Origin of the sequence: Microbacterium sp. KSW4-4, assembly GCF_023091185.1 — a bacterium.
GTDB classification, from domain to species: Bacteria; Actinomycetota; Actinomycetes; order Actinomycetales; family Microbacteriaceae; genus Microbacterium; species Microbacterium paraoxydans.
Genome location: NZ_JAHWXJ010000001.1, coordinates 148,182 through 165,782 on the forward strand (window position 1 = coordinate 148,182; position 17,601 = coordinate 165,782).

15 protein-coding genes are annotated in these 17,601 nt (G+C 70.9%); 12 read left to right on the forward strand and 3 right to left on the reverse strand.

All coding sequences use genetic code 11. From position 1 onward, the window contains the following. The first annotated feature begins 5 nt into the window (after positions 1–5). The 5 genes from KZC57_RS00745 to KZC57_RS00765 all read left to right on the forward strand — a co-directional run bounded on the left by KZC57_RS00745 (position 6) and on the right by KZC57_RS00765 (position 5,745). A complete protein-coding gene (locus KZC57_RS00745) occupies positions 6–911 on the forward strand; it encodes a carbohydrate ABC transporter permease (protein ID WP_060920975.1) in 906 nt (301 codons plus the stop codon). Further along, entirely contained in the window at positions 901–1,815 is a 915-nt protein-coding gene (locus tag KZC57_RS00750; RefSeq protein ID WP_060920974.1) for a carbohydrate ABC transporter permease, read from the forward strand. Before KZC57_RS00745 ends, KZC57_RS00750 begins: the two co-directional genes overlap by 11 nt. Then, complete coding sequence (locus KZC57_RS00755; protein WP_247640826.1) at positions 1,812–2,786, forward strand: ROK family protein; 975 nt, start codon at positions 1,812–1,814, stop codon at positions 2,784–2,786. Before KZC57_RS00750 ends, KZC57_RS00755 begins: the two co-directional genes overlap by 4 nt. 65 nt (positions 2,787–2,851) lie before the next feature. Then, a complete protein-coding gene (locus KZC57_RS00760; RefSeq protein WP_254635686.1) occupies positions 2,852–4,399 on the forward strand; it encodes a M81 family metallopeptidase in 1,548 nt (515 codons plus the stop codon). Next, on the forward strand, positions 4,396–5,745 hold the full coding sequence (locus tag KZC57_RS00765) for an alpha-L-fucosidase (protein WP_247640827.1): 1,350 nt from the start codon (positions 4,396–4,398) through the stop codon (positions 5,743–5,745). The genes KZC57_RS00760 and KZC57_RS00765 overlap by 4 nt, the downstream gene beginning before the upstream one ends. 58 nt (positions 5,746–5,803) lie before the next feature. On the opposite strand, the gene KZC57_RS00770 is transcribed toward KZC57_RS00765, so the two are convergent. After that, positions 5,804–8,638 carry an FAD-binding and (Fe-S)-binding domain-containing protein gene (locus KZC57_RS00770; RefSeq protein ID WP_247640828.1) on the reverse strand — a complete coding sequence of 945 codons (2,835 nt, stop codon included), beginning with the start codon at positions 8,636–8,638 and terminating at the stop codon, positions 5,804–5,806. 74 nt (positions 8,639–8,712) lie between these two features. Here KZC57_RS00770 and KZC57_RS00775 point away from each other — a divergent pair, with 74 nt between their 5' ends. Beyond that, the gene (locus tag KZC57_RS00775; protein WP_247640829.1) at positions 8,713–9,375 is read left to right on the forward strand and encodes a GntR family transcriptional regulator; all 663 of its coding nucleotides are present in this window, start codon (positions 8,713–8,715) and stop codon (positions 9,373–9,375) included. Positions 9,376–9,377: 2 nt separating this feature from the next. Here KZC57_RS00775 and KZC57_RS00780 read toward each other — a convergent pair whose 3' ends face one another. Next, the gene (locus tag KZC57_RS00780) at positions 9,378–10,328 is read right to left on the reverse strand and encodes a hypothetical protein (protein WP_247640830.1); all 951 of its coding nucleotides are present in this window, start codon (positions 10,326–10,328) and stop codon (positions 9,378–9,380) included. An 83-nt stretch (positions 10,329–10,411) separates the two neighbouring features. On the opposite strand from KZC57_RS00780, the gene KZC57_RS00785 reads away from it, so the two are divergent. The 3 genes from KZC57_RS00785 to serA all read left to right on the forward strand — a co-directional run bounded on the left by KZC57_RS00785 (position 10,412) and on the right by serA (position 12,950). Then, on the forward strand, positions 10,412–10,882 hold the full coding sequence (locus tag KZC57_RS00785) for a hypothetical protein (RefSeq protein ID WP_247640831.1): 471 nt from the start codon (positions 10,412–10,414) through the stop codon (positions 10,880–10,882). Further along, positions 10,879–11,214: a hypothetical protein gene (locus KZC57_RS00790; RefSeq protein WP_247640832.1), complete on the forward strand. Its 336-nt coding sequence runs from the start codon at positions 10,879–10,881 to the stop codon at positions 11,212–11,214. Before KZC57_RS00785 ends, KZC57_RS00790 begins: the two co-directional genes overlap by 4 nt. Before the next feature lie 131 nt (positions 11,215–11,345). Beyond that, positions 11,346–12,950, forward strand: a complete 1,605-nt coding sequence (gene serA, locus KZC57_RS00795; RefSeq protein ID WP_105949735.1) for a phosphoglycerate dehydrogenase — start codon at positions 11,346–11,348, stop codon at positions 12,948–12,950. Between the two features lie 73 nt (positions 12,951–13,023). On the opposite strand, the gene KZC57_RS00800 is transcribed toward serA, so the two are convergent. After that, the gene (locus KZC57_RS00800; RefSeq protein WP_060922663.1) at positions 13,024–13,566 is read right to left on the reverse strand and encodes a TetR/AcrR family transcriptional regulator; all 543 of its coding nucleotides are present in this window, start codon (positions 13,564–13,566) and stop codon (positions 13,024–13,026) included. A 96-nt stretch (positions 13,567–13,662) separates the two neighbouring features. Between KZC57_RS00800 and KZC57_RS00805 the strand changes: the two genes are divergently transcribed. From KZC57_RS00805 to KZC57_RS00815, 3 genes are all read left to right on the forward strand, one after another. Next, positions 13,663–15,198, forward strand: coding sequence for an MFS transporter (locus KZC57_RS00805; protein WP_060922664.1), 1,536 nt, complete (start codon positions 13,663–13,665; stop codon positions 15,196–15,198). An 82-nt stretch (positions 15,199–15,280) separates the two neighbouring features. Then, the gene (locus KZC57_RS00810) at positions 15,281–16,324 is read left to right on the forward strand and encodes a 3-isopropylmalate dehydrogenase (RefSeq protein WP_247640833.1); all 1,044 of its coding nucleotides are present in this window, start codon (positions 15,281–15,283) and stop codon (positions 16,322–16,324) included. Positions 16,325–16,386: 62 nt separating this feature from the next. Next, positions 16,387–17,487 carry a branched-chain amino acid aminotransferase gene (locus tag KZC57_RS00815; protein WP_062634807.1) on the forward strand — a complete coding sequence of 367 codons (1,101 nt, stop codon included), beginning with the start codon at positions 16,387–16,389 and terminating at the stop codon, positions 17,485–17,487. Positions 17,488–17,601: the final 114 nt, after the last annotated feature.

Below are 17,601 nucleotides of genomic sequence, written 5' to 3' on the forward strand. Positions count from 1 at the left end.
ACGAGATGACGATCACGACGAGACGTCGAGGATCGCTCGCCAAGGTCGAGGGCCGCCAGGCGCTGGGTTTCGCAAGCCCGGCCCTGGTGGGCCTCGCCCTGTTCACGATCGTGCCCGTGGGGCTCTCGATCGTGATGAGCGTCTTCGACTGGCCGACCTTCGGCGAACGCACCTTCAACGGGGTGGACAACTACGTCAAGCTGTTCACCAGCAGCCCGGACTTCTGGCCCGCGCTGCGCAACTCGGCCGTGTACACGCTGCTGTACGTGCCGTTGAGCGTCGCTCTCTCGCTCGTGCTCGCCCTCGGCCTCGGCCCCCGCATCCGCGGCCGCGGTGCCCTGCGCGTGCTCTTCTTCATCCCCGTCGTGACCCCGATGGTCGCGAACGTCCTGGTGTGGAAGATGATGCTGCAGCCGCAGGGGCTCTTCAACGGCCTCTCGGTCACCTGGTTCGGCATCGAGCTGCCGAACTTCCTCGCCGACCCCAACTGGGCGATGATCATGGTCGTCGTGATGAGCGTCTGGCAGGGACTCGGCTACAACATGCTGATCTTCTCCGCCGCCCTCGAGCAGCTCCCGGAGAGCGTCCTGGAAGCGGCCAGTATCGATGGCGCACAGGGCATCCGGCGTGTGTGGAGCATCATCATCCCGATGATCTCCCCGTCGATCTTCTTCGCGACGATCATGACGATGATCACCTCGCTCCAGGTCTTCGTCCAGCCGCAGATGCTCACCGGAGGCGGCCCCGGCAACGCCACCAAGCCCCTCGTGATGTACATCTGGGAGCAGGGCTTCACCTTCGGCGATCTCGGACTCGCCGCCGCCGCCGCGTGGATCCTGTTCGCGATCATCATCGCGATCACGGGCATCCAGTTCGCCGCACAGAAGAAGTGGGTGCACTATGAGCACTGAGACCCTCGTCCGGCCCACCGGCACCGCCCCGCGGCGTCAGCGCGAGCGGGAGAAGGCGCGTGGTGCGGCGACCACGCCGGGCGCCCGCGCCCGACTGATCCTCGCGCACGTCACCATCTACGTCGCGGCGCTCATCTTCATCGCGCCGCTCGTCTACGCGTTCTTCTCGGCCCTCAAGCCGAACTCCGAGATGTTCTCGATGCCGCCGACGCTCGTGGGCTCCGAGCTCCGCTGGAGCAACTTCGTCGACGTCTTCGCCTACGGACCGTTCCTCACGTACATCATGAACTCGTTCATCGTGGCGATCGGTGGCACCCTGGTCGTGCTCGTGGTGTCCACGACCGCCGGATACGCGTTCGGGCGCCTGCGCTGGAAGGGCCGCGACGCGGTCTTCGTCCTCTTCCTCGCCACGCTGATGGTGCCCGCCGAGGTGCTCGTCATCCCCATGTTCCAGGTCATGCAGTGGTTCAACTGGGTCGACACCTATCAGGCGCTCATCCTTCCCTTCGCGTTCGGCGCCTTCGGCACGTTCCTGATGCGGCAGTTCTTCCGCGGCATCCCCTACGAGCTGGAGGAGGCGGCCCGTGTCGACGGCGCCGGCCCTGTCCGGTCCTTCCTGCAGATCATCCTGCCGCTGTCGAAGTCCGCGGTCGCGGTGCTCGCGGTCTTCACGTTCCTGTCCTTCTGGAACAGCTACCTCTGGCCCCTCATCGTCACGGTCGACTACAACGCGCACGGCACGCTGCCCGTCGGTCTGGCGAGCTTCGCCGGCCTCACCGGCACCCGCTGGGACCTGCAGATGGCCGCAGCGATCATCTCGATGATCCCCACCACCCTGCTCGTGATCGTGCTGCAGAAGCATCTGGTCAAGGGCATCGCGATGGCCGGACTGGGCGGACGATGAGCGCGGTCGGGCAGCAGACGGACGACCCTCGACGAACGACCACGGGCCTCGGATCCGACCTGGCGCTGGCGGGGGTGGACATCGGGGGCACGAAGATCGCGGCCCTCGTCGTGGACGCGTTCGGAGACGTCCTCGCACGCGGAAGCGTGCCGGCACCCGCCAGCGTCGGCGGCCCGGCGATGGCGGATGCGGCGGCCGGTCTCGTCGCGCGGCTGGCGGCCGAGGCCGGTGTCGCCGTCGCCGCGGTGGGGGTGGGCGCCGCGGGCGTCATCGACCACGAGAGCGGCACCATCCGCGCCGCGTCCGCCCTGTTCGCGGACTGGGCGGGCTTCCCGCTCGGCCCGGAGCTGGCGCAGCGCCTCGGTGTCCCGGTGCGGGTGGAGAACGACGTGAACGCCTTCCTCCTCGGTGAAGCCGCCGCGGCGGGCCCGAGCGTGCCCGATGTGCTCGGTGTGATGCTCGGCACGGGCGTCGGCGGCGCGCTGGTCATCGGCGGGGAGCTGCACCACGGCCCGCACGGCGCGGCCGGCGAGATCGGGCACACGCCCGGTTACAGCGACCTCGTCTGCACCTGCGGGCAGACCGGTCACCTGGAGACCCTGGCCTCCGGGACGTCGATCGCCCGGCGGTTCGAGGAGCGCACCGGGCGCTCGGTGAGCGATGCCAGGGAGGTGGCGGAGGCCGCCCGGGCGGGTGACGCCGACGCCCGCGCGGTGTTCGACGCCGCCGGACGGGCGCTCGCTCTCGCCTGCGCCAGTGCCGCGACGCTCCTCGACCTGCCGATCGCCATCGTCGGCGGCGGGGTCACGGCCGCCTGGGACGTCCTGGAGCCGTCGATCGAGCGGACGCTCGGTACCGATGCCCCGGTGTCGGGCATCGCGCTGCGCGTCGTCCCCGCCGTCCTCGGAGCCGACGCCGTCGCGCTCGGCGCCATCGAGAGCGCCCGACGCGCCCTCGCCCCCGTTTCCTGACCACGACTGCGACCGCAGAGGAGAACACCACCGTGACCGCACGCCCGGAAGCCCACGAGATCTGGATGGGTCCGCTGCCGCCGCTCGCCGAGGGCGGGCTCGCGCGGCCCCGGATCGGCATCGGCGGCATCTCCATCGAGTCGAGCACCTTCTCCCCGCACATCTCCGGGGACGAGGCCTTCACGATCCGCACCGGCGATGCACTGCGGGCGTACTACCCGTTCCTCGACGCCGGACGCGAGCTCGCCGAGGCGGCGGAGTGGGTCCCGCTCACGCACGGGCGGTCGCTCCCCGGCGGCGCCGTGGACCCGGACACCTATCGGCGGATGAAGGACGCCCTCGTCGAGGGGATCCGCACGCAGGGCCCGTTCGACGGCTTCTTCTTCGACATCCACGGCGCGATGAGCGTCGTCGGGATGGACGATGCCGAGGGCGATCTGGCTCTCGCGGTGCGGGAGGCTCTCGGCCCGGACACCCTCGTCTCCACGTCGATGGACCTGCACGGCAACGTCTCGGAGACCCTGCGCGACGCGGTGGATCTGCTCACCTGCTACCGCATGGCCCCGCACGAGGACTGGCTGAACACGAAGGAGCGGGCGGTGTGGAACCTGCTCGACCGTCTCCGTGGACCGCACGGCGGCGATGTGCAGGCGCGGCGACCCTTCACCGCCTGGGTGCCCGTGCCTGTGCTCCTGCCGGGGGAGAAGACGAGCACGCGGCTCGAGCCCGCGCAGGGCATCTATGCCGAGCTCCCCGAGATCGAGGCTCTGCCCGGTGTCGTCGACGCCTCCGTGTGGATCGGCTACGCGTGGGCGGACGAGCCGCGCTGCCAGGCCTACGTCGTGGTCACCGGGGACGACCGTGAGGTCATCGCCCGGGAGGCGGAGCGCGTAGCCCGGATGTTCTGGGAGGCGCGGGAGGATTTCGTCTTCGTCGCGAAGACCGGAAGCCTCGACGAGGCGCTGGAGGAGGCCCTGGCGTCCGGAGCCCCGCGTCCGTACGTGATCTCCGACTCCGGGGACAACCCTACGGCCGGGGGAGCGGGCGACGTGACCTGGACCCTCGCCCAGCTGCTCCAGCGACCCGAGCTCACCGACGGGACGCACACGACGCTGGTCGCCTCGATCTTCGATCCGCGGGCCGTCGCCGAAGCCGTGGAGGCGGGCGTCGGTGCGACGGTCACGCTGTCCGCCGGCGCCGCGGTCGACTCCGGGCCCCACGGACCGGTCGAGATCACCGGCACGGTGTTCTCCGTCACCGACGGCGACCCGGACGCCGGCACCCAGGTGGTGATCGCTGTCGGCGGGCTGCACGCCATCGTGACCGCGCGCCGCAAGCCCTTCCACCACCTCTCCGACTTCCGGATGCTGGGGCTCGAGCCGACGACGGCCGACGTCGTGGTCGTGAAGATCGGCTACCTGGAGCCGGAGCTGTATGAGCTGGCGGCGGGATGGACGCTGGCGCTCACCCCGGGCGGGGTGGACCAGGACCTGCTCCGCCTCGGACACCATCGCCTGCGCCCCGGGGTGTTCCCGTTCGACACGACAGGCGACCCCGATCTGACCGCGGTGGTCGTGCGCCGCGGGGCCGACGAGGAGGACACGGCATCATGATGAACTTCGAGAAGCGCACCGGCCCCGACTTCGGTGCGGCGTCCCCGGTCTACCCCGCGAACGGCGTGCCGGACTGGTACCGCGACGCCAAGCTCGGCTTCTTCGTGCACTGGGGGCTGTACTCCGTGCCGGCGTGGGCCGTGCAGCACGGGGAGGGCGTGAACATCCCCACCGAGGACGCCTATGCGTGGCACCAGTACGCGGAGTGGTACGGCAACACGGTGCGCATCCCGGGCAGCCCGACGTGGGAGCGTCACCAGCGCACCTACGGCCCAGGGACCTCGTACGAGGACCTCGCCGACCAGTGGGACGCCGACGCCTTCGATGCTGACGCCTTCGTCGGTGAGCTCGTGTCGGCGGGGGCGCGTTACGTCGTGCCCACGACCAAGCACCACGAGGGGTTCTGTCTGTGGGACACCGCCACGACGGGATTCAACGCCGTCGCGCGCGGCCCTCGTCGTGACCTCATCTCCGAGTTCCACGACGCCACGCGGCGGGCCGGAGCCAAGTTCGGCGTGTACTACTCCGGAGCGCTCGACTGGCACGTGAGCGACTTCCCGCCGATCGAGTCGGACACCGACCTGTTCCGGTTCCGTCGCAACGACGCGCACTTCTCCCGGTACGCCGCCGCGCAGCTCGAGGAGCTCGTGGACCGGTTCGCGCCCGACGTGCTCTGGAACGACATCGAGTGGCCGGACGGCGGCAAGGGCACGGAGGACTACGCCGTGGCCGCACTGCTACGGCGTTACTTCGACGCCGTCCCGGACGGCGTCGTCAACGACCGGTGGGGCGTGCCGTACCACGGCTTCCTCACCCGCGAATACACGAACATCCCGGACATCATCCCCGAGCCCTGGGAGTCGACCCGCGGGCTCGGCTACTCGTTCGGGTTCAACCAGGCGGAGGACGAGCGGCACTCGCTCTCCGGGGCGGCCCTGATCCGGCTCCTCGTCGACGTCGTCGCGAAGAACGGCAACCTGCTCATCAACGTGGGTCCCGCGGCGGACGGGTCCATTCCGGCGCTGCAGCGGAAGGCGATGCAGGAGCTCGGCGGCTGGCTGGCCGTGAACGGCTCGGCGATCTACGGCACGCGGCCCTGGACGCGGATGGGGGAGCGGACGGGGGCTCCTCGTCGCTACACCACGTCGACGGATGCGGTGCACGTGCACGCGCTGGACCCGGCGGCAGGCGAGTTCGAGCTGCCGTCCGAGCTCGCGGGCGCTGCGCTGTCGTGGGCCGACGGGACCCCGGCCCACGCGACCGTGGACGGCGGTGCGACCCGCATCGTGATCCCGGCCGGTCTCCGCGAGGCTCCGGTCGCCGTGCTCACCGCGCACGGCGCCTGACACACGCTCCGCAGAATGGCCCCCGTCGGTGATCCGACGGGGGCCCTTCGTCGCTGAGCTAGGGGCGCGTGCGCTCCTCGAGAACCTCGATCACGTGGCGGTACGGGCGGCCGGTGGCGCGGGTCATGCCGATCTCGCACGTGCGGTTGGCCGACACGAAGGCGTCGAAGCCGCCGCGGGCCGTATCGGCTGCGGCCACCTCGGCCGATTCCTGCGCCGTCGCGCTCGCGGTGAGCTCGGGGTGCAGCATGCCGCGGTCGCCGGCGAACGCGCAGCAGCCCCAGCCGTCCGGCACGAAGACCTCGTCGGCGACGGCGGCAGCGATCGCCGTCAGTGCCCCGGTCGCGCCGAGCGCGGTCGTCGAGCAGGTCGGGTGCACGGCGATCGAGGGGAGCTTCGCATCGACGGAGAGGCGCGGCAGCACCTCCCGCGCGACGAACGTGGTGGCGTCCTCGATGCGCAGCCCCGCGTACTCCGGGTGCGCGGCGACGGCCTGGGTGAGCATCACGTCGAGGCCCTCGGTGCAGGAGGCCGCATCGCAGACGACCGGGAGCTCCCCGTGGCGGCTGGCGTCCCAGAGCGAGGCCAGCACCCGGTTCGACATGAGGCGATAGCCGTCGAGGTGTCCCTTGGACTTCCACGGCGTCCCGCAGCAGAGCCCGCCGTTCTCCTCCGGGACCACGACGGGGATCCCGGCGCGGTCGAGCAGGGCGCGCAGGGCGTCGCGGGAGCCGGGACCCTCGTCCTCCGGGCCGAACATCGTGCCGATGCAGGCGCCGAAGAAGACGGCTTGGGCATCGGACGGTGAGACCGGTCGGGACGGCGCGGTGCCGCCGCGGGGGAGGCCGCCGTCGTAGAGGGGCACGGTGTCGGCACCGAGCACCGCGCGTCCGACCCGCGTCGCGCCGCGCACGAGCGGGACGGGGAGAGCGTCGGCGACCGTGAGGGCGACGCCGCCGGCGCGCGTGACGGTGCTCCAGTGCTTCGCCGCCGTTCCCCACGCGGCCCCCTCCACGGCGTTCTCCTGCTCGGCGCGGAGGCGGCGGACGAGGTCGCCGGTGTTGATGTCCACCGGACACGCGACGCCGCACATGCCGTCGACCGCGCAGGTCTGCACGCCGTCGTAGTCGTAGTCGGCGCGGAGGTCCCGCAGCAGCGCCGTGTCGCCCTGCTCCTCGGCCCAGGCCATGTCCCGGCGCAGCACGATGCGCTGCCGCGGTGTGAGGGTGATGCTCTTGCTCGGGCACGTGGGCTCGCAGTACCCGCACTCGACGCAGCGGTCCACCTCGTGCTCGACCGTGGGCACGCGCTTCAGATCCTGCAGATAGGAGTCCGGGTCGTCGGAGAGCACGACGCCGGGGTTGAGGATCCCGTCCGGATCGAACAGCCGCTTGATCTCCCACATCATGTCGGTGAGCTCGTCGCCGTACTGCCGCCGCACGAACGGCGCCATGATGCGGCCGGTGCCGTGCTCGGCCTTGAGGGATCCCTCCTGCGCGAGGACGAGCTCGACGAGGTCGTCCGTGAAGCGGCGGTACCGCGCCACGCTGTCGGGGTCGTCGAAACGCTCGTTCAGCAGGAAGTGGACGTTGCCGTCCTTCGCGTGCCCGAAGATGACGGACCCCTCGTAGCCGTGTTCCGCGAACAGCTCGATCAGGCGTTCGCAGGTGGCCAGCAGCCGGGGGACGGGGACGACGATGTCTTCGAGGAGAGCGGTCGTGCCGGACGGCCGCGCTCCGGCGACCGCCGTGTAGAGGCCCTTGCGGACGTGCCACAGCGCGGCGCGCTCTCCCGCATCGGTCGTCAGGCGTGGGGCGACGGCGAGGGGGAGGGCATCGAAGTGCGCCTGCGCTGATGCGCTCGCGACGGCGAGGGCGTCGTCATCCACGGCGTGCACCTCGACGAGGAGGGCGGCGTGGCCCTGCACGTCGATCTCGGAGATCGCGGCCGGGACGTCGCTCAGGCCCTGGGCGACGCGCAGCGAGGCGGCGTCGAGGAGTTCGATCGTCGCAAGTCCGAGCTCCGTGAGAGCGGGGAGCGCGGTCATCGCCGCCGACAGCGTCTCGAAGACGAGCAGGCCGGTGGCGATCGCGGGGCGCACCTCGATGGTGCGGAAACGGGCCTCCGCGACGAAGCCGAGGGTCCCTTCCGATCCGATGAGGAGGTGTTCGAGGATCCGCACCGGGTCGTCGAAGTCGAGCAGGGCGTTCAGGCCGTAGCCCATGGTGTTCTTCATCGAGAACTGCTGTCGGAGGAAGGCGACGTTCTCGGGCGCGGCGAGCAGCCGCTCCCGGAGCGACGACAGCCCGGCGAACAGGCCGGGTTCCGCGGCGCGGAGCACATCCGCGGCGTCCGCCCGTCCGGTGTCCAGCACGGTGCCGCTGGGCAGCACGACGACCATCGAGGTGATCGTCTGGTACGAGTTCTCCGTGATGCCGCAGGCCATGCCGCTGGAGTTGTTGGCGACGACGCCGCCGATCGTGCAGGCGATCTCGCTGGCCGGATCCGGTCCGAGCTTGCGGCGGTACCGGGACAGCCGTGTGTTCACCTGCCGGACCGTGGCCCCGGGGCCGACCCGCACCGCGGCGCCGTCCTCCTCGATGTGTATGTCGCGGAAGTGGCTGCGCGTGTCGACGAGGATGTCGCCGCTGATGCCCTGTCCGGAGAGGCTGGTGCCGCCGGAGCGGAACGTGAGCGTACGCCCGGCCGCCCGGACCGCTGTGAACGCGCGGGCGACGCCCTCCGCGTCCGCGGGGGAGAGCACTGCGTCCGGGACGAGCAGGTAATGCGAGGCGTCGTGGGCGCGGGCGAACCGGTCGATGGATCGGGCGTGGACCTGCGTCTCGGTCCCCAACAGTGCGGGATCGAGGGGGTGGTCGAGGGTGGTGGGCACGGTGCTCCTCTGCTCCGCTCGAAGATTGTCTGACAAGTGTACTGAACGACGGCCGTCTCACTAGACTGTTCCGCATGACCTCGATCGCGGAGCGCCCCCTCGGCGTGGTCGGCGTGGTCGATGCCGTGACCGGACAGCTGCGCACCCGGATCCTCTCCGGCGAGATCCGCTCGGGGGAGCCGCTGACCGAGGCGGCCGTCTCCCAGGCCTACGGCGTCGCCCGGCCCAGCGCGAAAGCGGCCATCGAGCAGCTCGTGGCCAGTGGACTGCTCGTCCGGACGGCGCATCGCACGGCGCGTGTGGTCGGCATCGAGGCGGAGACCGTCCGCGACGTCTACCGCACGCGGATCCGGCTGGAGAGCGCGGCGCTGCGCGAGCTGGCGGAGAGCGCGGCCGTGCCGGCGGCCGCTGTGGCGGCGAACGCCGAGCTGCAGGCGATGGCACCGGGCCCCGATCCCGCGACGGTCGATCCCGACCTCCGTTTCCACACGGCCCTCATCGACGCGCTGGGAAGCGAGCGCACCAGTCGCATGTACCGGAGCGTGCTGGACGAGGTGCGGCTGTGCATGGCGCAGGTGCAGGGGCGGCGTCTCCTCGACGCGGAACTCATCGCCGCGCAGCACGCCGAGATGCTCGAGGCCGTCGCCGCCGGGGACGCGGAGCGCGCGGCCGCCGTGCTGCGTGCCCACCTCGCCTCGGCCGAGGACCATCTCGTCGAGGCCCTGCACGGCTCCTGACGTCAGCCCGCGTCGGCGGGGGCGTCCTGGATCTCGATGGGTGCGTCCGTCGGGTCGGCCCAGACCGGAGCAGGCAGAGGCGTATCGACCTGGCCGGCCTGGATCGCGCGGAGGGCTTCGGTGATCTCGTCGGCGTTCTCGGGCACCGCCAGGCCGCAGGTGCGCAGCTCGGACGCGAACTGCAGGGTGAGCCGTATTTTCCCCGCCTCGATGGCCTCGGAGGTGGTGCCAGTGCGGATCTCGCTGCCGGTCTGGAGCGCGGGCACCTCGTCGCAGACGTGATAGACCTTGCCGCCGTCGACCCACACGACCTCATCGGCCCCGAGGAGCTGGATCACGGCGGACTGGTCCGCGGTGTACTGCTCGACGGACGGCGGGGCGAAGCTCGTCCCGACGACCGCGGCGAGGACGGCCAGGACGATGCCCACGATGCCGGCGGTCGCCTTCTGCCCCTTGTCCATGTCCTTGTTCAGGAAGATGAGGATGACCAGGGGCAGGAAGGCGACGACCGCGATGATCGCGCCGAGCTGGTTCTGGACGAAGAACCGCGTCTTGTCCGCGCGCCGCGCCGGGTCGAGGGTGTTGGCCTTCTTCCACAGGATCGAGCCGACGATCGACAGCGCGGCGATCACGACCAGCAGGACGAGCAGGGCGATGAACGCCCACTGCGGGAATTGCGCGGTCGCTCCCTGCTCTTCCAGGAGGCCGGTGTCCGGATCGCGGAGCAGCCTGCCGCCCTCGTCGACGAACTCGCGCTGGCGCAGGAGCCAGAAGATGCCGACGGCCTCGCCCGCGATGGCGAGTGCCCAGAGGACCGCGGCGATGATGCGGAAGCGCGTCGCGGAGGCCTTGGCCTCCGGGCTCGGCGTCCAGCCCGCGGGCGGCTCGCCGGTCGCGGCGCCGGTCGTGGGACGACGCGGCGCGGCGGAAGACGTCTGGTCGTTCTCGGCCATGGTTGTCCTTTCCCCCGAAAGTCCTCGGCGACCCCGCCGAGGCATCCCCGAGCCTAGTGGCCGCGGTGTCCTACGCTGGAGAGATGACATCCGATTCGGACGACGCCCTGAGCTGGGAGGGCGACGACAGCGCGGAGCGACGCCCCCGGGACGCCGCACGGCGCTCCACGCCCGCTCCGGAACCGACGCCGGTCGAGGCCGTCGCGCCCGCGGCGCCCGCATCCGCGTCGGGGGACGAGACGACCGCGGCGCCCTCCGGTCTCAGCAACGCGATGCTGGTCCTCGTCGGGGTCGTCGGGGGCGTCTACCTGCTCTACACCCTGGGGTGGATCGCGGGCGGTCTCCGCCTGCAGCCACTCGCCTCGTTCCTCGTCGCGGATTTCATGTTCCTGCCCTGGTTCGTGCTGGCGATCGCCGCCCCCGCGCTGTGGTTCCTCGCGACATGGGTGCTGACGCGGGGCCGGGCCTCCTGGATCCGCGCCGCCGTGCTCCTGGCGGGCGTCGTACTGCTCGTGCCGTGGCCGTTCGTGACCGTGGGGGTGATCGGCTCATGACCGCTCCGAAGGCACCGTCCGCCGTGGCGACCGGCTCGCCGCGCTGGCTCGTGTGGACCGTCATCGCCCTCGCCGGGCTCTTCTACGCCTACGCGGTGTGGAACGCGGTCGCGCACCTCATCACCATGGCCCAGACCGGTCTCACCGGCACCGGATGGGCGACGCTCCTGTTCGGCGTGGTGTTCCCCGTCATCGTGTTCGGGTTCGCCTTCGCGATCGGCCGGCGGCGGCGGGTGGGCGAGCTCGCTCTGACGTTCCTCGCCGGACTCGGGATCGTCGCGGTGTTCTGGATGAGCCTGCTCGCGCTGAGTCTGACGCTGCCCAGCGCCTGACCCGCATCCGTCACGCCGTCACACGGCACGGAGCGGTCCCGGCGCTCCGGTAGAGTTGTCGCGATCGCGCCCCCGACGGTGTGCGGCGCATCGGCCCCTCCCGCCTGTCGCGCTGCCCCGAAGGATCCACTGTGCCGAAGCCTGTCGTGCTCATCGCCGAAGTACTCTCTCCCGCCACGATCGAGGCGCTCGGCCCCGACTTCGACGTCCGCCACGTCGACGGTACCGATCGCGAGGCGCTGTTCGCCGCCCTCGCGGAGTCGGACGCGGTGCTCATCCGCTCCGCGACCCGCATCGACGAGGAGGCGCTGTCGCACGCGCCGAAGCTCAAGGTCGTCGCGCGGGCCGGTGTCGGCCTCGACAACGTCGACATCAAGGCCGCGACCGCGGCCGGCGTCATGGTCGTCAACGCCCCGACGTCGAACATCGTCTCGGCCGCCGAGCTGACGGTCGGCCACATCCTCAGCCTGGCCCGCCGCATCCCGGCCGCGCACGCCTCGCTGTCCGCCGGGCAGTGGAAGCGCAGCTCCTTCACCGGTGCCGAGCTCTTCGAGAAGACCGTCGGCATCGTCGGACTGGGCCGGATCGGCGCTCTCGTCGCTGCTCGCCTCGCCGCCTTCGACATGCGCGTCGTCGCGTACGACCCCTACGTCACCTCGGCGCGCGCCCAGCAGCTCGGCGTGCAGCTCCTCTCGCTCGACGAGCTCGTCGCCGAAGCCGACTTCCTCACGATCCACATGCCCAAGACCCCGGAGACGACGGGCATGATCGGCGCGGAGCAGTTCGCCGCCATGAAGCCGACCGCGTTCGTCGTCAACGTCGCCCGCGGTGGACTCATCGACGAGGAGGCGCTGCACGAGGCGCTCGTCGCCGGCGAGATCGCCGGGGCCGGCCTGGACGTCTTCACCTCCGAGCCCCCGGCCGAGGGCGGTAGCGCCCGCGCGCTGCTCGACCTCCCGAACGTCGTCGTGACCCCGCACCTCGGTGCGAGCACGGAAGAGGCGCAGGAGAAGGCCGGCGTCTCGGTCGCGCGCTCGGTGCGGCTCGCGCTCGGCGGCGACCTCGTCCCGGATGCGGTCAACGTCGCGGGCGGCGTCATCGACCCGTACGTGCGTCCCGGCATCTCGCTCGTGGAGAAGCTCGGCCAGATCTTCGCCGCGCTGGCCACGTCGCCGCTCACGAGCCTCGACGTCGAGGTGCACGGCGAGCTCAACGACTACGACGTGAGCGTGCTCAAGCTGGCTGCCCTCAAGGGTGTCTTCACGAACATCGTGAGCGAGACCGTGTCGTACGTGAACGCGCCCCTCCTGGCGGAGCAGCGCGGCATCGCGGTGCGCCTGCTCAAGGACGACGTGAGCGAGGAGTACCGGAACGTCATCACCCTCACGGGGGCGCTGTCCGACGGATCGCAGCTCTCGGTGTCGGGCACGCTGACCGGACCGAAGCAGGCCGAGAAGCTCGTCGGCATCAACGACCACGCCCTGGAGCTGCCGATCGAGAAGCACCACGTCGTCATGCTCTACACCGACCGCCCCGGCATCGTGGCCGTCTACGGGCAGAAGTTCGGCGAGGCCGGGATCAACATCGCCGGCATGCAGATCTCGCGGCTCGCGGCCGGCGACCAGGCGCTCAGCGTGCTGACGCTCGACTCGCCCGTGTCCGAGGAGCTGCTGGACGACGTGCGGGGCGCCATCGACGCCGACCTCTTCCGTCAGATCGAGATCACCGAGGTCTGACACCGCAGAGCGGGGGAGAAGGGCGGGAGCGCGATGCTCCCGCCCTTCTCCGTATCTGCAGCCCTATCCGGCGTCAGGCGGTGGCCCGCAGCACGAGGGCGATGAGATCGGCGAGCTCGTCGCTGCGCGGGACCAGGCGCTCCGGCCCGTGCACGTCGAGAGAGTTGTTGAAGTAGAGGCCGTCGCTCACGAGCATCACGAGGTCGAGGCTGGCGGTGTCGCGGACGTGCGGGCGGATCGTCTCCGCCCAGCGACGCCGGGTATCCCGGAGCATGTCGGACGCGGCGGACGAGCCGCCCTGGGCCAGCCGGGTCGTGGCGATCAGCGCCCGATCGAGGGCGTCGTCCTCCATCACCGAGGTCCGCACGTAGTACGCGACGGGACCTTCGTCGGCGGTGCGCATGCGCTCCAGATCGAGGGTGGTCAGGTGGTCGAGGCGCTCCAGGAGCCCGGCCTCGAGGTCGTCCTTGGAGCGGAAGTGGTAGAGCAGGCCGCCCTTCGACACGCCGGCGGCCTTGGCCGTCGCCTCGAGCGTCGCGGCGCGTTCGCCGTCGTCGATGAGGATCGCCTCGAAGGCGTCGAGGACCTTCTCGCGGGCGAGGGGTGGGCGGGGCATCGTTCATCCTCTGAGCGGGATCGGGAGGGCGGCATCTGTTACTATACCAGCCGGACGGTTTAGTAACGAGCGGTCCGCAGGAAGGAAAGGTGTTCCATGACCCGTACTGCGTCGATCCCGACGACAGAGACGGAAGCTCCCCGCGTCGGGGCTCGGGGGTGGGCGGCGCTCGTCGTCCTCATGCTCCCGGTGCTGCTGGTGTCAGTGGACAACACGGTGCTGAGCTTCGCGCTGCCCGAGATCTCGATCTCGCTCGCGCCGAGCGGGGCCGAACAGCTGTGGATCATCGACGTCTATCCGCTCGTGCTCGCCGGACTCCTGGTGACCATGGGGACACTCGGCGACCGCTTCGGGCGTCGTCGTCTGCTCCTCATCGGCGCCACCGGTTTCGCCGTGGTCTCCGCGCTGGCCGCCTTCGCGCCGACCGCGGGCCTGCTCATCGCCGCCCGCGCCCTGCTCGGCTTCTTCGGCGCCATGCTGATGCCGTCGACCCTGTCGCTGCTGCGATCGATCTTCCAGAACCGCGACCAGCGCCGCATGGCCATCGCGGTCTGGGCGTCCGCGTTCTCCGCCGGATCCGCGCTCGGCCCCATCGTCGGCGGCTTCCTCCTCGAGCACTTCGCGTGGGGTTCGGTGTTCCTCATCGCCGTCCCCGTCCTCATCCCGCTGCTCATCGCCGCGCCGCTGCTCGTGCCGGAGAGCCGTGACCCGAACCCGGGCCGCATCGACCCGCTCAGCATCGCCCTCTCGATGGCCGCGATGATCCCGGTCGTCTACGCGATCAAGTCCTTCGCGGTCGACGGTCCGTCGCTCTACGCCGGGGGATGGGCGCTGCTCGGCCTCGTGATGGGGGCGCTGTTCGTGCGCCGTCAGCTCCGCGCCGACACCCCGATGCTCGACATGGCGCTGTTCCGCCGCGGGTCGTTCTCGGGGGCGATCCTGGTGAACCTGCTCAGCGTCGTGGCCCTCGTCGGGTTCCTCTACTTCGTGTCGCAGCACCTGCAGCTCGTGCTGGGACTCTCGCCGATGGTCGCGGGCCTCGCGCTCGTGCCGGGGATGGCGGCCATGATCGTCGCCGGACTCACGGTGGTACCGATCTCGCGGCGGGTTCCGCCGCACGTGCTCATCCCGGCGGCGCTGGTGTTCTCCGTCGCGGGGTACCTCATCGTCGCCTTCACGACGCACGCGCACGGCGTGGCACCGCTCATCCTCGCCTTCGTCGTCCTCGGCATCGGCATCGGTGCGGCCGAGACCATCTCGAACGAACTCATTCTCTCCAGCGCTCCCGCGGCGAAGGCGGGTGCCGCGAGCGCGGTGTCCGAGACGGCGTACGAGCTCGGCGCCGTGCTGGGGACCGCGATCCTCGGCGGCATCATCACCGCGTTCTACCGCGGCGCGCTGGTGCTGCCCGAGGGGCTTCCGGCCGAGGTGGCCCGCGCTGCGCAGGAGACGCTGGCCGGTGCGTACACCGCCGCCCACGAGCTCCCGGCCGCGCTCGGCGACACCCTGTGGCAGGCGGCGGCCGACGCGTTCGGCTCGGGAGTCACGGTCACGTCGCTCATCGGTGCGGGCCTCGTCGTCGTCGCGGCGGTCATCGCGGCCGTCACACTGCGCAAGGCACCCACGCACTGACCACTACGCTGGGGGGACCGGCCCGTTCGACCCGCGGTCGCGCCGCGGCCGGTCCACCCCCGTGCAGTGCGCAAGGAGTCTCATGTCGCGTGTCGTGAAGCTGGCCGTCATCCCGGGTGACGGCATCGGTCCCGAGGTCATCGCCGAGGCGGAGAAGGTGCTCGACGCCGTCACCGCCGACAGTGCCGTGACGTTCGACAAGACCCGCTTCTCGCTCGGTGCCGGCCGGTACCTCGAGACCGGCGACACGCTCACCGACGACGACCTCGCCGCGATCTCCGCGCACGACGCGATCCTCCTCGGTGCGGTCGGCGGCACGCCGGGCGACCCGCGCCTGAAGGACGCGAACATCGAGCGCGGACTCCTGCTGAAGCTCCGGTTCACTCTCGACCACTACGTGAACCTGCGCCCCTCGAAGCTCTTCGCCGGAGCGCCCGGTCCGCTGTCGGACCCGGGCGAGGTCGACTTCGTCGTGGTCCGTGAAGGGACGGAAGGGCCTTACGTCGGCAACGGCGGAGCGATCCGGCAGGGGACACCGCAGGAGGTCGCGAACGAGACGTCCGTGAACACGGCGTTCGGCGTCGAGCGGGTCGTCCGTTACGCCTTCGCGCTTGCCGAGCGCCGCCGTCAGAAGCTGACCCTCGTGCACAAGACCAACGTGCTCGTGCACGCCGGTGCGATCTGGCAGCGCATCGTGAACGAGGTCGCCGCCGAGCACCCTGACGTCGCCGTCGACTACCTGCACGTCGACGCCGCCACCATCTTCCTCGTCACCGATCCCTCGCGCTTCGACGTGATCGTGACGGACAATCTCTTCGGTGACATCCTCACCGACCTCGCCGGCGCCGTCACGGGCGGCATCGGCCTCGCCGCCTCGGGGAACATCAACCCCGATGGCGCCTTCCCGTCGATGTTCGAGCCCGTGCACGGCTCGGCTCCGGACATCGCGGGCCAGCAGAAGGCCGACCCGACCGCCGCGATCCTCTCCATCGCGCTGCTGCTCGACCACCTCGGCCTGACGGCCGAGTCGGCGCGTGTGAGCGCCGCGGTCGAGGCGGACATCGCCGCCCGCAGTGGTGCCCGCACCACCGCGGAGATCGGCTCCGCGATCACTGCCCGTCTCTGAACGGCGGGCGTAGGCTGACAGGGCGCGAGGATGCGCCCACCCCACGAGGATTGGATGACGACATGACGACGATCGACGCCGAGACGAGCGTGGCTCCCCTGGAGTTCGCCGTGACGAAGAACCTGAACGCGGCCTCGCCGGCACGCGTCGCCGAAGTGCTGGAGAACCCCGGTTTCGGGGTCGTCTTCACCGACCACATGGTCGACATCTGCTGGTCGGCCAAGGGCGGCTGGCACCGTCCGCGCGTGCAGCCCTACGGCCCGATCCCGCTCGACCCCGCGGCGTCCGTGCTGCACTACGCGCAGGAGATCTTCGAGGGCATCAAGGCCTACCGGCACGCGGACGGTTCGATCCACACCTTCCGTCCCGACCGCAACGCCGCGCGCCTTCAGGCGAGCGCCCGCCGCCTGGCGCTGCCGGAGCTGCCGACGGAGTACTTCATCCAGTCGCTGCGCGAGCTCATCGCCGTCGACGGCCGCTGGGTGCCCTCCGGCGCCGACCAGAGCCTGTACCTGCGGCCGTTCATGTTCGCCAAGGAGGCCTTCCTCGGTGTGCGCGCGGCGCAGAAGGTCGCCTACTACGTGATCGCGAGCCCCGCGGGCGCCTACTTCACCGGAGGCGTGAAGCCCGTGCGGATCTGGCTCTCCGAGGACTACGCCCGCGCGGGACGCGGTGGCACCGGCAAGGCGAAGACGGGCGGCAACTACGCCTCCAGCCTCCTGCCGCAGGCCGAGGCCAGTGCGAAGGGCTGTGACCAGGTCGTGTTCCTCAACGAGAACCGCGATGTCGAGGAGCTCGGCGGCATGAACGTCGTGTTCGTGTTCAAAGACGGTCGTGTCGTGACGCCGGAGTCGGACAGCATCCTCGAGGGCATCACGCGCGACTCGCTGCTGCAGCTCGCCGAGGACCGCGGCTACACGGTCGAGAAGCGTCCGATCTCGATCGACGAGTGGCGTGAGGGCGTGGCCTCCGGTGACATCGTCGAGGTGTTCGCCTGTGGCACGGCCGCGGTCGTGACCCCGATCGGCGCGCTCGTGGGCGAGGGCTTCGACGAGCCGCAGCCGCTGGGTGAGCTCGCGCTGTCGCTCCGCGAAGAGCTCACCGACATCCAGTACGGGCGCCGCGAGGACAAGCACGGCTGGCTGCTCCGCCTCGACGCCTGATCCGATTCCCCGAGACCCCGTCTCCCCGCCGACACCCCGCCGTGTCGCCGCGTGGAAGGCGGGGTCTCGGCGTGTACCCGGGGTCTCGCGCGCGGGGACGGTTCCTGCACAATG